The 15032-nt window shown below is 49.8% G+C and carries 13 protein-coding genes and 1 other RNA gene; 4 read left to right on the plus strand and 10 right to left on the minus strand.

Features of this window, described 5'->3' with window-relative positions:
• Nucleotides 1-15 precede the first annotated feature (15 nt).
• Nucleotides 16-1545: a glutamine-hydrolyzing GMP synthase gene (gene guaA / locus AC5FX6_RS01250; RefSeq protein WP_493595210.1), complete on the minus strand. Its 1530-nt coding sequence runs from the start codon at nucleotides 1543-1545 to the stop codon at nucleotides 16-18.
• 242 nt (nucleotides 1546-1787) lie between these two features.
• Between guaA and ffs the strand changes: the two genes are divergently transcribed.
• The 4 genes from ffs (at nucleotide 1788) to AC5FX6_RS01270 (ending at nucleotide 3809) form a co-directional block, all read left to right on the plus strand.
• Nucleotides 1788-1885, plus strand: an RNA gene (gene ffs, locus AC5FX6_RS01255) — signal recognition particle sRNA small type.
• Between the two features lie 209 nt (nucleotides 1886-2094).
• Entirely contained in the window at nucleotides 2095-2751 is a 657-nt protein-coding gene (fsa, locus tag AC5FX6_RS01260; protein ID WP_007654513.1) for a fructose-6-phosphate aldolase, read from the plus strand.
• 133 nt (nucleotides 2752-2884) lie between these two features.
• Nucleotides 2885-3088 (plus strand): fructose-6-phosphate aldolase, encoded by a 204-nt coding sequence (locus AC5FX6_RS01265; RefSeq protein ID WP_493595211.1) that lies wholly within the window; start codon nucleotides 2885-2887, stop codon nucleotides 3086-3088.
• Between the two features lie 7 nt (nucleotides 3089-3095).
• Nucleotides 3096-3809, plus strand: coding sequence for a cell division ATP-binding protein FtsE (locus AC5FX6_RS01270; protein ID WP_493595212.1), 714 nt, complete (start codon nucleotides 3096-3098; stop codon nucleotides 3807-3809).
• 19 nt (nucleotides 3810-3828) lie between these two features.
• On the opposite strand, the gene AC5FX6_RS01275 is transcribed toward AC5FX6_RS01270, so the two are convergent.
• From AC5FX6_RS01275 to AC5FX6_RS01315, 9 genes are all read right to left on the minus strand, one after another.
• Nucleotides 3829-4455, minus strand: a complete 627-nt coding sequence (locus AC5FX6_RS01275; protein WP_493595213.1) for a hypothetical protein — start codon at nucleotides 4453-4455, stop codon at nucleotides 3829-3831.
• 96 nt (nucleotides 4456-4551) lie between these two features.
• Nucleotides 4552-6036, minus strand: coding sequence for a lipopolysaccharide biosynthesis protein (locus tag AC5FX6_RS01280; RefSeq protein WP_493595214.1), 1485 nt, complete (start codon nucleotides 6034-6036; stop codon nucleotides 4552-4554).
• A gap of 50 nt (nucleotides 6037-6086) precedes the next feature.
• Entirely contained in the window at nucleotides 6087-8690 is a 2604-nt protein-coding gene (locus AC5FX6_RS01285; protein ID WP_493595215.1) for a LamG-like jellyroll fold domain-containing protein, read from the minus strand.
• Between the two features lie 44 nt (nucleotides 8691-8734).
• Nucleotides 8735-10021, minus strand: a complete 1287-nt coding sequence (locus AC5FX6_RS01290) for a hypothetical protein (protein WP_493595216.1) — start codon at nucleotides 10019-10021, stop codon at nucleotides 8735-8737.
• A gap of 3 nt (nucleotides 10022-10024) precedes the next feature.
• Nucleotides 10025-11068 carry a pseudaminic acid synthase gene (gene pseI, locus AC5FX6_RS01295; RefSeq protein WP_493595217.1) on the minus strand — a complete coding sequence of 348 codons (1044 nt, stop codon included), beginning with the start codon at nucleotides 11066-11068 and terminating at the stop codon, nucleotides 10025-10027.
• A 16-nt stretch (nucleotides 11069-11084) separates the two neighbouring features.
• On the minus strand, nucleotides 11085-12569 hold the full coding sequence (pseG, locus tag AC5FX6_RS01300) for a UDP-2,4-diacetamido-2,4,6-trideoxy-beta-L-altropyranose hydrolase (protein WP_493595218.1): 1485 nt from the start codon (nucleotides 12567-12569) through the stop codon (nucleotides 11085-11087).
• A 1-nt stretch (nucleotide 12570) separates the two neighbouring features.
• Nucleotides 12571-13368, minus strand: coding sequence for a cytidylyltransferase domain-containing protein (locus AC5FX6_RS01305; RefSeq protein WP_493595219.1), 798 nt, complete (start codon nucleotides 13366-13368; stop codon nucleotides 12571-12573).
• Nucleotides 13362-14150, minus strand: a complete 789-nt coding sequence (locus AC5FX6_RS01310; protein WP_493595220.1) for an SDR family NAD(P)-dependent oxidoreductase — start codon at nucleotides 14148-14150, stop codon at nucleotides 13362-13364. The genes AC5FX6_RS01305 and AC5FX6_RS01310 overlap by 7 nt, the downstream gene beginning before the upstream one ends.
• Nucleotides 14147-15031: an aldo/keto reductase gene (locus AC5FX6_RS01315; protein ID WP_493595221.1), complete on the minus strand. Its 885-nt coding sequence runs from the start codon at nucleotides 15029-15031 to the stop codon at nucleotides 14147-14149. The genes AC5FX6_RS01310 and AC5FX6_RS01315 overlap by 4 nt, the downstream gene beginning before the upstream one ends.
• Nucleotide 15032 lies beyond the last annotated feature (1 nt).

The raw sequence follows: 15032 nt of genomic DNA on the forward strand, positions 1-15032 counted from the left end.
ATTCACTCACTAATACTATTCCCACTCGATAGTAGCCGGTGGTTTTGAGCTGATGTCATACACCACTCTGTTTACACCTTTTACCTTGTTGATGATCTCGTTGGATACATCAGCCAGGAACTCATACGGCAACCGGCTCCAGTCCGCTGTCATGCCGTCGATGGATGTCACAGCGCGAAGTGCAACCACATTCTCATAGGTACGTTCGTCACCCATCACACCTACTGACTGCAACGGTGTCAGGATAGCACCTGCCTGCCATACTTCGTCATACAATCCTGATTTTTTCAGGTTGCTGATGAAAATATGGTCAACTTGCTGTAACACATGTACTTTTTCTGGTGTGATATCGCCCAATATACGGATAGCAAGGCCAGGACCAGGGAAAGGATGACGGCCAAGGATGTTATCGTCGATTTTAAGGGTTTTACCTACCAAACGCACCTCATCTTTGAAAAGTGTTTTGAGAGGCTCTACCACTTTCAGTTTCATAAAGTCAGGCAGACCGCCCACGTTGTGGTGCGATTTGATAGTAGCCGAAGGGCCTTTCACGCTCAGCGACTCAATTACGTCCGGGTAAATAGTGCCTTGTGCCAGCCACTTTACATCTTCAATCTGATGCGCTTCGTCATCGAACACCTCGATAAACACGCGGCCGATCGCCTTGCGCTTGCCTTCCGGATCAGAGATGCCGGCCAGTGCTGCGTAGAAGCGGTCTTTGGCGTCCACACCTTTTACGTTCAGGCCCATGTGCTTGTATGAATCAAGCACTGACTCAAACTCGTCTTTGCGCAGCAGTCCGTTATCTACGAAGATACAGTACAGGTTTTTGCCAATAGCCTGGTGAATCAGCATGGCCGCCACGCTGGAGTCAACACCGCCTGATAGACCAAGAACTACCTTGTCATTGCCGATCTGCTCTTTCAGTTCAGCCACTGTGGCATCCACAAACTGCTCTGATGTCCAGTCTTGCTGGCAATCGCAGATGTGCACCACGAAGTTGCGGAGCAGGGTCTTGCCTTCGTCAGAGTGCGTTACTTCCGGGTGGAACTGAATGCCGTAGGTCTCCTGGTCACGCAGCTTGTAAGCGGCTACGCGCACGGTTTCCGTACTGGCTATTACTTCAAAATTATCTGGAATTTCTTTGATGGTATCACCATGCGACATCCACACGATAGAACCTGGGGTAAGTTCTTTCATCAGGCGGTTAGCCGTGTGCAGCTCCGTAAGTCTGGCACGACCGTATTCGCGGATGGTGGATGGAGTTACTTCGCCCTGATGCTCGTAAGCGATCAGCTGTGCGCCGTAGCATACACCTAGCAATGGGAGCTTGCCCATATACTGGCTCAAATCGATGGTCGGGTGTTCTTGGTCGCGCACCGAGCAGGGGCTGCCCGATAGAATAACGCCTTTGACATCTTCCGTAAGTTCCGGAACATTATTGTAAGGGTAAATCTCACAATATACATTTAGCTCGCGTACCCGTCTTGCGATCAACTGGGTGTACTGGGAGCCGAAGTCGAGAATCAGTATTTTTTCTGGCATGCGCAAAGGTAAGGTGCTTTAGGCTTTTTTGCCAAAAATAGGGGAGATATGTTTTAAAACGCTTATCAGATGGGGTAGCCGATGCATTCTATCGTTGCATTAGCCAAATAAGAGGTACACTGTAGAAATTCTTTCATCACTCAAATAGCCTGACTGTGAGAAGTATGTGCTTATAGCAATGCGTATTCAATATTATTATGCAGAATAAATTTGGACTGCAAGATAATTTGCGTACTTTTGTAACGGCAAATCGGCACGGCCAGCTCCCGTCGAACTCCCCCAGGGCCGGAAGGCAGCAAGGGTAGATGGTTGAAGCGGCGCGATGTTGGTTTGCCACTTTTTTTTGCCCATACTTTTCTGACCGGCCCCCAGCTGGTCTTTTTTATTTCGGTCCCATACCTGTTCGCACTTTCCTTTTGACACTGATAAGCAGTGTGTTTGCCCAGCCTTCCTCCGCTATTCCTTATTTGTCCTGCATCTTTTATACAATGTCTTTTGACTTAGGGCATATTGCGTTAGATTTGTAGTATAATCTACATCCTCAGCATTATGAAATTCTTTGTTGATACTGCAAACCTGCAGGAAATTCAGGAAGCGCACGACCTCGGTGTGCTCGACGGTGTAACCACCAATCCATCACTGATGGCCAAAGAAGGTATCTTCGGCCACGACAATGTGATGGCGCATTACAAGCAGATTTGTGAAATTGTGGATGGCGACATCAGCGCTGAAGTTATCGCAACAGACTTCGACGGTATGGTACGCGAAGGCGAACTGCTGGCTGAGCTGCATCCAAACATCGTGGTGAAAGTGCCAATGACACGTGAAGGTGTAAAGGCGATCCGTCACTTCAGCGAGCGTGGCATTAAAACAAACTGTACGCTGGTATTCTCTGCCGGTCAGGCGATTCTGGCTGCTAAGGCAGGTGCTACCTATGTGTCTCCGTTCGTAGGTCGTCTGGATGATGTGTCAACAGATGGTTTGCAATTGATCGAGCAGATCGTGCATATCTATGGAAACTATGGTTACCAAACGCAGGTACTGGCTGCTTCCGTTCGTCACGTGATGCACCTGGTGCAGTGCGCTGAGCTTGGAGCTGATGTAGTAACGTGCCCACTGTCTGTAATCACAGGTCTGTTAAACCACCCACTGACTGACATCGGTCTGCAGAAATTCCTGGCGGATCACGCCAAAGGAAACAAGTAATATAGCATGACTAATGAGTAATGATGAAGGAATCAGAGTGTCTGAGGTGTGAATCTTAAACATTTTGACTTCTTCATCATTATCCATTCTAAACTATTGTTTTTAATCATTAGTCACGCTACATTCAAATAAGATGTATATCATCAAAGTAAAAGGCAAAGCCAAAATTCCGGATTATATTCAGCTGCGCGACGATAACTTCGTGCTGATTGCCTACTTTAGGGCAGACCGTCCCCTTAAAAACCTGGACCGCTATGGTTTGGAGGGAAAAGAGGATGCTTTGGCTGCGCTGATTGAGTCCCTCGAATTTGGTAAACTGCAGCAATTAGACATTTAATCATTATATGAGCTTTTCTTCATCTACCCCTGTAGTGTCGCTGCGCGACGTCGCTATTTATCAGGATGTGAACACCGTGTTGAGCAGTGTCAACTTTGACATTGACAAAGGGGAGTTTGTGTACCTGGTAGGGCGCACGGGCAGTGGGAAAAGCTCATTGCTTAAAACCCTTTACGGTGACCTGCCATTACAGACAGGTGTAGGCCATATTGCCGATTTCAAGCTGAGTAAGCTTCCACGTAAGCAAGTGCCCTACCTGCGCCGTAAGATCGGTATTGTGTTTCAGGACTTTCAACTTCTTTTTGACCGCACCGTGGCCGAGAACCTGGCCTTTGTGCTAAAAGCCACGGGCTGGAAAGACAAGTCGAAGCGCAAGCAGCGGATCACGGAAGTACTCATGCGGGTAGGACTTGATGCCGCAGCCAACAAGCTTCCGCACCAACTATCCGGGGGAGAGCAGCAGCGTATTGTCGTAGCACGCGCCCTCCTTAACGAACCGGTTATCCTGCTGGCCGACGAACCAACCGGTAACCTCGACCCGATTGTGGCCGACGGGATCATGCAGCTCTTCAACGAGATCAATAACAGTGGCACCGCCATCCTGATGGCAACGCACAACTACGAGATCATCAACCGCTACCCACACCGTGTATTGAAGTGTGAAAACGGAAAAGTACTTGACTCCAAGGTTGAAACCTTCAACCTGACTACAGGCTATTAGAGTACAAGAGTTAGTTCTGCTAAACTGATTGCCTGATCTGTAAGTACCGCTTCTCTGATTCTGCAATGGCAGATCTGTCAACAGGGGTAAGCCCCTGTACGAGTTCTTTAGCTCTGTTTTGGAGGGCGTTCCACCAGCCTTCTATCATTTCCCAGTCGCGGCCTGAGTATTGCGCTTTATTTTGATCCAGGGTGTTGACAAAATGCTGATAAGTTGCTGCCAGATTACCTGTTGTGATCTCACTCAGATCATCTGACTCCACATCAATACCCAGCAACTCCTGCCGGAGCTGGTAACGTCTGCTGACATCTTCGTGCCGCTCTTGTAATTTCTGTATTGCTACATCATACCGTCTTTGCAATTGATTGATCTCCTCCCGGCGTTCCGGCCTGTATTCATCTGAGTATTTCATTACCTGACTTTGATAAGTGAGGTATGATTCTTTAAGCTCGCTGACCTCACCATCCCACTCTTGCAGGTTTGACTGGTCATCTGAATTAGCTTGCTGCTCTGTAGCGATCACAAACTCTTTGTATTCTTGATAAGCGCTTTCTTTACCTGTATCAGATTGGTTTTGCTCTTTATCTGTACATGAAATAACAGATAGAAAGAATGTTATCAATAAGGAAATAATGGTTCGTTGCATGCCTGTTGATTTATTTTATAAGTTAATATTTTCAACGAGCTGCCTACCTGTTAGTTACAGTGGCGTGCTTTCCGCAAGAAACAGGCAGGTTAATACTTACTTCGTATTTCTAAACTTTTTCAGTGAGTTAGCCAGCCACTGGTTCATATCCGGGTATACCCGCAAGCCAAGCATCAGACCCATGTAGATAGCGGTGATCAGCAGGGAGCGAACCAGGATATCCAGGTATAGATTGCCTAGGTATGGCACTAGATAGGAAGCTCCCAGCGCCAAAGCTGCAATAGCTGTCACACCCAATGAATTCCAGGCAAAAGGCTGCATTTTGTAAAGATACTGCACAAAGAAGAGGCGCAGCAGGTTGATGGTGACATAGGAGATCATGGAAGCGAGGGCAGCTCCATTTATACCATACAGTGGAATGAAAACGTAATTGGTCCAGATGGTAAGACCGGCCAGCACCACGTTAAAAAGCAGGTCCCAGCGGTACTTCTCAGAAGTAGCCAGTATGATGCCGTTTATACCTGTGGCCAGGTCGATAATTCGGGCCATGGACAGGAACAGCACTACGTATTTACCGGCCCGGTAGGTCTCCGGCATGAAAGAAAAAAGGTTGTCGATATTAGCCCAAATGCCGATAAAGAGCAGCAAACCCACAATCAGGTTGATCAACGTGATCTGCTTATAAAGCCGCTCCATACCTGCCATATCCTTGTCTTTCCAGTACTCGGCCACCTGCGGAAAAGCGATCTTGAAAATAGACCGTGCCGGCACCATAATAGCACTTGTAATGAAAAAGGCCGTAGTGTAAATACCGTTGTCGCCCAGACTGTAAGAACTGATCATGATCTGGTCGACGGTGGTGATGATGGTGACCGAGATATTGCCCAGGAAGGTGAAAAAGCCGAAATACAGCATTTCCCGTAGTGGTACAATGCTCAGAGCCGCTAGGCGTGGGCGCAGGAAAAGTTGCTTTAACCACAGCGCATATACTACCAGCGAAAGCGTGATTACCGCATTAATGACAATGTAGAGCAGCACGAATTGCCTGAATTCAATCCAGTCAAATGCATAAAGACCTATTAGTGCCGTTGTGAGGATGCGCAGCAGAAAATCCTGGGCGAAAGACGAAATGATGGTCTTGAACAGGGAACGCAGGTAGGCTGTGAGCAGATTGAACAGCAGCGTGAAAAAGGCCAGCGGGATCACAAAGTAATAGTAATCGAGCAGGAGGGGAGAGTTCTCGATGTAATAGTCGATCACGACCGGCCTGAATAGCAGGAAGAGTCCAGTAATGGCGCCAAAACCCAGTACAGGTATAGCCAGCATCAGAAATAGAAAGCCGTGGTGCTCCTTGCTCTTGTCCCGGAAGTAAGGGAAATAGCGGACGCTCATGTTCACAAAACCGAGCGCTGAGAACTGTGCAAACATCACCGAGATCTGAATCAGCAGGCGGGTAAGGCCCACTTCTTCCTCCTCCAGAAAGTTCGGAAACAGCAGAATGGTATTCACATAGCCGATGGCGATGCCGGCGTATGAAATCACGGTGTTCCAAATTCCCTCGCGCTGGAGATGTTTGCTCATGTTTTTAATTCAGGCCACAAAGGTAGCCGATTCAGGCAGAGTTGCCAGTATTACTGTACTACTTCCACCCACCCTTTGTAAACCTTTTGTGTCTGTCCGCTTTTGATATGGTAATAGTACATACCTCCTGAAGCACCTGACCACATGTTGTCGTAGGAATTGCGCTTGTACACACTTTGGCCCCAGCGGTTGAAGATTTCAATTTCAATTAAATCGATATTGATTCCCTGCAGCACAAACGTATCGTTCTTGCCATCACCATTTGGTGTAATGATGTTAGGGACAACAGGACATTCGTCGCTGGTGACGTTCACCTCGCGAGTATAGGTACAGCCGTTTACTGTGATGGCAACACTTAGTTTGGCGGGAGCCGTTACAACGACCGTCGGAGTGGTCTGTCCTGTGCTCCACAGGTATGTGGCGTTTGGCGTCAGGGCGTCCACGCTAATCCGCTCTCCATAACAGGCGTTAAGTTCCAGAGGCAGGGTGAAGTCTGGCTGTGGCTTTACTTCAACAGTTACTTCATCTTTGGTAGTGCAGCCGTTGGTGTTCGTCACCTCCACCCAGTATTTGCCGGAGGTTTTTGCCTCTATAACTCCTGAAGTTGCGCCCGTGCTCCACCTGTAAGTATAGTTTCCTGCAGGTGCCTCCAGCATGGTCTGTTCACCACTACAAAGTGTGCGATCGGGACCTAAGTCTACAACAGGATTGGGAAACTCACTTATAACAACACGATCCGTGAATGTACAGCCATTGACATTAAAGGTGACACTATATTCGCCGGGTTCGCTTACTGTAATGGATTTGCTCTTTTCGCCGGTACTCCATAGCACATTTTCATCTGTACTGACACTCAGTGTGGTGCTGAAACCTGTGCAGAAATTACCTGTAGTTTGTATGCTAGGCTGGTCTGTATTGTCTACCCGCACAGAAACGTTATGAGTGTATGAACAGTCGTATAAGGTTACTGTCACACTCAATTCTGCAGGTGCAGTTACCAGCACCGAAGAGCTTTTCTGTCCATTACTCCACAGATAACTTGCTCCAGGTATGTTAATGTTAGCATCTAACAGCACTTCGCTGTTAGGGCAAGCAACGATTTGCGAGGGGAGCGGGATGTTTGGCACAGGCAGTACCGTGAGGTTAATTTCATCTCTAACGCGGCAGCCCTGGCTATTAGTGATTTCCAACCAATATGTACCAGATTTGCTTACCTCAATTGTTCTAGTAGTAGCTCCTGTGTTCCATAGGTAACTATAGCCCGAAGGGGCGCTGAATGTCTTTTTTTGGCCTGAGCAAATTGTCAGGTCAGGCCCCAGGTCTAGTGTTGGTAGTGATGCTGATTCAACAACCACAGTCTCGACCAGCGTGCATCCAGCAACGACCGAGGTAGCAGTATAGGCACCAGCGGCATTTACTGTAATGGATTTACTGGTTTCTCCTGTACTCCACAAAACTGTGCCTTCAGTAAGAGCTGTAAGGATTGTACTACTGCCTGGGCATATGTTTAAGTTTCCCTCTATTTTGAGTTTTCCGTTGGCTACTCCAATTCTGTACTCTCCACGATAGCTCTCACTGGTTGACACAATATAGGGACTTTGTTCTGTAAGGACCAAAGGTGACCATACGGCGTTGTTGTATTGTAGCCGCTCGTCAATGTCAACGCTACAAGAGGTAAGCGGTAGGTAGCGCAATTTGGCCTGGGTCTTAGGGGCCAGAGGAGTGAAAAAGCCAAAATATGCGGCCCTATCCGTTACAGCGTGTCCGTTACTGTCATTAGTATCAGCTTTCACCAAGTACATTTGAAGCCCTTCCGGATGTTCTCCTAACCAGCCATCCACAAACAGACGTCCAACAGTGTCTTCTACTTGCAAAGGGTGTAGACCTTCCCAATTCTTCGTGTAAATGTGTAAGCTTTCGTCCCCAATTGGAGCCCCAGACTTTACCCAGGAAGTATTTGGGTTCAAGTTTTGCAACTGCCCATGCAAGCGCAAGGGACTGTGGTCAGTAACGGTATTGCTTTGCTGCTGATCAAAATTGAAGTGGGCTACCAGCGCATCTGGCATTCTGTTAAATTTGGTACACATCTGATCTCGGATTTCGCCCACACTTAGCGCTGTGTTCCAGATGCGGACTTCATCTATCTGCCCGACGAAATACTCATTGTCCACTAAAAGGTCTTTACCGATGGCAAGAGGGGCGTTGTTTATGAGACTAGTTAGGTTATAACCTGAGTAAAAGCTGTTCTGCAGCACCCCATCTACATAGATCAGCCAGCTGCTGCCATCGCACACGCCAGTCAAGTGATGCCACTTCCCATCATTGACGTTTACGCTTGAATAGCCTGAATTCCTATAGAATCCTGAGCCGTCTCTTCCAGCAAAGGCAGCCTTGCCATCCTTAATAATCAAGTGGAAGCCACGTTCAGCGCCATATCGGTCATATTTTCCAACGACCCACATGTATTTATTTGAAGATGTATTTACCCAGGCAGAAACAGTAATGTGACTCGATACATTCCGATTTGAGTTGCTGGTGACTACATAGCCGTTTTGGCCGTGGTATTGCAAAGCATTGCCAGGGCCTTGAGCAGCTAAACCGATCGGAAAGTACAGGAGGGTCAAAAAAATAAGAAAGCGTAAACTTGTCTTCAAATGCAACGTGTTTTAAATAACATTCAGAATGCTGAATATAAGCATTATTCGTTAGGATAAGCCAGCATCGCCTTTACAAAATTGCTTGCAAGTGCACTGCTCTCACCGTCATAAGGCGTACCTACTGTCGCATTGTAGTATTGAGCCCGCAGGTATACTTCCGGCTTTTGCTGTATACCCTGCTCCAACATTGGCTTAAGTGCTGCATAAGAGGCTGCCTCTTCCACAAGGCCGTGCGCTACATAACCGTAATAGTCGTGCAGCTCTTCCCGGGGATTGAAATTAAAATAAACAGACCACACATTCAGTAGCACTGCTTCTAGGTGGATGCCGGAGTTGCCACTCACCAGCATATCTATACCTTGCAAATACTCAAAAACGGACTGCTGTCGTGCATTAGAAAGGCTAATGTTAGAATTGATGCCCGTGGCAAAGGCATAGCTGCGCTTGTCACGGGGGTGGGGGCGCAATAGGATGAGCAGCTGCGGGAAATCATGGCAGATATGGCGAATCAATTGCTCGACTTCCTCCACCCGGTCCATCAGGTTACAGGCTATACCCAGTGTTTGCACCTGTTGGTTCTTATTACGAAGCGGCACAAACTTATCGGCTTTGGGCATGCCAATAAATTCCACCTGACCATGCACTGGTCCGCACTGCCTGTACTTGTCCAGCGAATCCTGGCCTTCCAGTAGGTTGAGATCAAAAGCCAGCGGCGGAAATAAGTTACTCACGCTGGAGTGCTGCACATAAACAGTCTTAATGCCCAGTTTTTTTGCTGCAAGCAACATTGCCCGGGCATCTGCATTATGGTCGTTGGCAAAGACGATGGCCTGCGGGCGGTATTTTTTCAGCTTTTGCAGGTATACCTCGTAAAAGCCAATGGCATCGTATAGCAGGTCCACGAAGCGGAGGGTGCTGTGCTTACGATGGGAGAGAAACTGAAAGAAAAGCGGCAGAAACTTATAGTAGTAGAGCAATTTCTTGCGAAGTGAGAGCCTTGCCACCTCTTGGTTATACCTGCCAATGGCTTTGCTCTGGCCTGCTACCATTACAGCGTCAGGTATAGCTGATTCTAAAAAATGCAGGCTGTCGTAGTTGTTTTGACTCACTACATAGAGCCATACCTTTCCTTGTAATTTTTCCGGCTGCTCTACTGAGCGAATCAAATTGCAAAACAGCCGCACCAAGGTATAGCCTACCATTCGTAAGATTCGCATGAGCGTATTAGAAGGGGAGGCTGCGTTTTTTGCGCTTTCCGGCAAGTTGTAGAAACCTTCCGAAAAATGCAGGTATAGTATATTGCGGTAAAGCGAATACCAGTCTTTCATGCGCTAAACCATGTCCCAGCTAAGCGGTGTGCCTGCTTTGATGTCCTGCGCAGCGTTTTTGCCCAGCAGGTTGTCGTAGTGTTTCGGCGGGAGTCCCAAACCAGGTCTGATCACACGGATATTCTCTTTGGTAAAGGCTTCACCTGCCTGAATGTCTTTAGAAGCATAGACAGAGCGCTTGAAGAGGCGGCTCTTTTCCTCTGCCCGCTGCACACCATACTGTACATGCCCCAGCGCCAGCCAGGCTCTTTCCGACTCCACTACCAGCGACTGCAGTTCTGCAGGCTCCAGCGAGAAGGCTGAATCCACGCCACCGTCGGCGCGACTAAGGGTAAAGTGTTTCTCGATCACGGTCGCACCGAGTGCCACAGCGGCTACCGAAGCCCCTACGCCCATGGTGTGGTCAGAGAGGCCAACCTGTACGTCATAAAGCGCATTCAGGTGCGGAATGGTACGCAAGTTGGTATTCTCTGGTGTGGCCGGGTAAGTGGAGGTGCACTTGAGCAGAATCAGTTCCAGACAGCCTTCTTCACGAAGTACCTGCACCGCTTCAGCCACCTCCTGTACGGTCGCAGCACCGGTGCTCATAATCACGGGCTTGCCGGTAGCTGCCACTTTGCGTAGCAACGGATGGTCTGTGTTTTCGAATGAGGCGATCTTGTAGGCAGGCGCATCCAGGCTCTCCAAAAAGTCCACGGCCGATTCATCGAAAGGAGAGGAGAAGGCGATAATACCCCGCTCCCTTGCCCGCTCAAAAATAGGCTGGTGCCACTCCCAAGGGGTATAAGCCTCCTTGTAGAGGTCATACAGCTCACGGCCTTTCCAGAGCGAACCCTCGTCCTCAATAGTGAGGGCACCGGGCAGAGTCATGGTGTCGGCGGTGTAGGTCTGCAGTTTGATAGCATCTGCACCAGCCTCGGCAGCGGCGTCCACGATGGCAAGCGCCCGCTCCAGTGACTGGTTGTGGTTGCCCGACATCTCGGCGATGATAAAAGGCTTATGGGAAGGGCCGATCAGGCGGCCAGCGATACTGATATCGTTAATCATGGTATTTGTTTCTAAACTATGCGCTGGTCTTTGGCTGCCAGACAAAACGAAATGCCTTCGGGTGAGCCGGGTCAGGATCACCGTAAGTAAAACCGGCTTTCTCAAAAGATCGCACAGAGGCTTTGTGCTCCTGCTGCACCAAACCTTCTACTAGCTGTACATCCGGCCGGGCCTGCAGTAACTGCTTTACACCTTTCAACAATACCGTATGCCCCAGGCCCTTGCCCCGGTAGTCGGCCGAGATCAGGTAACTGATGGTGGCTATGCTGCCAGTAAGGTCGAAGCGGGTGTGAGCGGCTGGTTTTCCGTCTGCTTCAGCAATATAAAGGATGGCGTTGGGGTTGTCAAGTTTGGCCTTAAACCAGCGGGTATGGTCTTCCAGCGGAATGGGTTCTGGATTGAAAGAGTGCCGGCGAACCTCCGGGTCATTGGCCCAGTCGAAAAGCAACTGCAGGTCCTCTAATGTAACCTCGCGGATTTTAAGGTCCGCCGCCAGTCCCAGGCGATGGAAAATCTCCTGTAATCGTTCTTCGCTTTTTCCATCGAAAAACTGACGTTGGCTAGTTACCTGCGCATTGAACATCTCCTGGTTTATACCTGACTGCAGTACTTGAGACAGGGTGCGGTAGTCATGGGCTATACCTTCAGTGGTCAGAAATTGGTGTATCCCTTCCTGGTTATCAGCGGTCTGCTTCACAAACAAAACGCCTCCCACAGCAGCATATTCATAAGAGATGCCGCTGGCAGAGGTGATCGCTGCCTGGCATTTGGTCATCAACCGGCGCAGGCTTTCAGCAGAGAGGTCACGATGCAGGCTGGCTTGGGGCAGGTCTTTCAGGTGCTGCTTGAGTGCGTGCAAATGGCTATAAGCACTGCCTATAACAACTTCCAGCTGTATTGCAGCAGGTATAGCGTGCAATTCTTTCAAGGCCTGTAAGGTATGGTTGTCGGGGTCGGCTCCTCCCATGCAGACCAGCACACGTAGTTCACCTTCGGGCATTGTCCGGGTGGCTTTGGATGCTCTTAGGAATGCGGGCCGCAGCAGCGCATAGTGCGGACCGAGCAGTAGTCGGGTAAAGGGAGCGGTCTGGTATAATTCCGGCTTTACCCCACCAGCCTGGTTAATCACTACATCGGCTACAAAGGGATAGGCGTGGATATCGTCGATGCAAACCAGAGCCGCACCACGGGACTTTATATTCTGCTGATAAGCCGTGTTGAAGGTATAGCCGTCCAGTACTACGATCTCTTCTTCAGAAACATAAGCATCCAGTTCGTGTACAAAGCGAGCAGCGTCTTTATCAGCAGGGGGAAGTACGATGATGCCATCACATACCTCCTTTATCCGCTCCTGCAATGCCAGGTCGGGCGATTGTATCGCAAACACGCATTCAAAGTCCTTGCGCAGCATCTGCACTAGTGCCAGCGAACGTGTCACATGGCCTAGTCCGATGCGGCTATTCCCGTCTGCCCTGAAAATGATGCGTGTCTTCCTGTTCATCCTATGGTAGTTTTTGCAGCGTTCTGGTAAATCCTCCGGCCTGCAGCAGTTTTTTGGCTGCGGCTATTTCCTCTTCTTCCGAGACAAACACTTGCCGCTGCGAATTAGCGGCGTTCACCTCCTGCAGCCAGGGCTGCTCATGCAGCAGTTTACTAATCGCGCTGTGCGAGATGGGCTTACCCGGTTTCCAGAGCCGCTCAAAAAGCAGCCCGGCCAGCGCGTAGTCTACGGTAAGGCGCAGCTGATTGATGGGTGAATCAAAGGACAGCGTTTGCGTGCTGTAGCCGGTTTCTCTTCTGATGAAAGGCGTCACATGTTCCCTATCGGCGGCTGTCGTAGCTTGTGCTGCGGCTGTTTCCAATGCCTGACGGGTAAACACCTCCACGTTGGTACCCAAGGGCAGACCCGTGGTGATCAGATAATCTGAATTGGTCGCTTGAAGCTGAGAGACAGCCTGGTCAATCGTTTCCGGCATCACAAAGGGGTTATCACCAGTGAGCCGTACGATCACATCCAGTTTACAGGTATGAGCAGTCTGCTGGAAGCGCTCCAGCACATCATCGGCTGAGCCGCGCAGGCAGGGTAGTTCTTTCGCCTTGCAGAAAGCTTCGATGGCATCGTCTGCGGGGCGTGTCGTAGTGGCTACGATCGTTTCTTGCAAAGCTTTCGCAGAGCGGGCATTTATCACCACATGCTCCAGCAGGGAGGGGCCGCCGCTGAATGGCAGCGGAAGCAAGGCCTTTCCGGGGAGTCGCTCCGAGCCCAAGCGCACCTGTATGATGGCGCCGACCTTTACCATGCCGTCCAGCCTCCGTCCAGCACCATGTTCTGTCCCGTCATATAAGCCGAGGCGTCCGAAGCCAGGTATACAAAGGCTCCTTTCAGATCCTCAGGCTTGCCAATACGACCCAGTGGGTTCTTCTTTTTCAACTGCTCCACAAACACTTCGTTCTGCTGCACCTGCTCACTGGGGAAAGGCCCCGGCGTGACGGCGTTGACCGTGATATTGTGCTTGCCCAGATAGCAGGCAAAGTAACGGGTAAGCTGTAGCACACCCGCCTTGGCCGCGCCATAATGCGGCGGATTCAGGAAAGCCGGGTTTTCGTCGTAGATGCTGAAATTCGGAGAAACCATGCCGTACATGGAAGACACATTGATGATCCGTCCGCCATTCTGTTTAAGGTAGGGGATCACTTCCCGGATGCAGCGGTACACGCTATTGAGGTTACCGTCGATGCCATAGCTCCATTCTTCATCAGTGAGCTGTTCTGGCTGCTGGCCTTTGGAATAAAAGGCATTGTTCACCAACACATCAACACGACCCTGTTCACGCTGCACCTGTTCAAAGGCGGCTGCAACGGTTTGGGTATCGGAAATGTCGCAGTAGATGAAAGCCAGGCTTAGGTCAGTGTGTTCACTGAAAGCCTGTTTGAATTTGGTTTCGCTGCGGCCCAGCACATAGACGGTAGCCCCAGCCTCGGCCAGACCTAAGCTGATGGCGGTGCCCAAGTGCCCGTAACCGCCCGTGACGAGGGCCACCTTGCCAGAGAGGGAAAATAATTCAGTCAGATTACTGCTCATCGTGCGGGCCACTTGTAGGGTAAGAGTATATTTTCGTTTTCTTCTTTTAGTTCGAGTAGTTCGTTATGAAGCGATTCGGGCAGTTCCATGTTGCTGAAGCTGATGTTCTCCTGCAGGGTATGCAAGCTCTCCATACCGATCACCACACTGGAAATATAGGGATTTGCCAGCGCAAAACCCAGACAAACCGCCCCGATCAGGAGTTGATGTGTTTTAGCCAGTTGCTGCAGCCGCTCCAGTTTGGGGGCTGCCTCCTGCAAGAAGGACGGCAAACTATCTGGCTGCATAAAATATAGTCCTTGCAGGTATACCGAGCGGATATGCGTTTCAATGCCCCGACCATGAAGTTCTGGGAGCAGCTCCTCAAAACGCCTGTCGAAAATGCTGTAGGGAAACTGCACAAGATCGATTGGCGTATCTTGTTCGAGCAGCTGCTCCGCCTCCGACGGATGGTAGAGTGATACGCCAATTCTTTCGACCTGGCCGGAAGACTTGAGCTCCTGCAGTTCGTCCAGTATACTTGGATTGTTGCTATAACTCGCGTAGCTGTGCAGCAGGTAGCCATACAGTTTATCTACTTTCAGGCGCTCTAGTGAGCCACGTAATGCCTGCGCCACACTTATGTCAGGAGTGTTGGGCGGATACTTGGAGATGATGCGGAATTGGGTTGGCAGGGTGTTGAGAGAATTGCCCAAACACTGCTCGCTGCTGCCGTAAGCTGCAGCCGTGTCCAGCGTGTCTATACCTGCTTTTGCTGATACGGCCAGTATGGCCGCCACTTCTGCTTCTGGAATCTGCCCCCGTTGGTTGCTGATTCCGTAGGGTAGTCCGAACTGCGCCGTACCCAGAATCAGCCGCTGTGTCGGTGTCTGGTTGCTCACA

This window comes from Pontibacter sp. LHS2, from assembly GCF_058932845.1.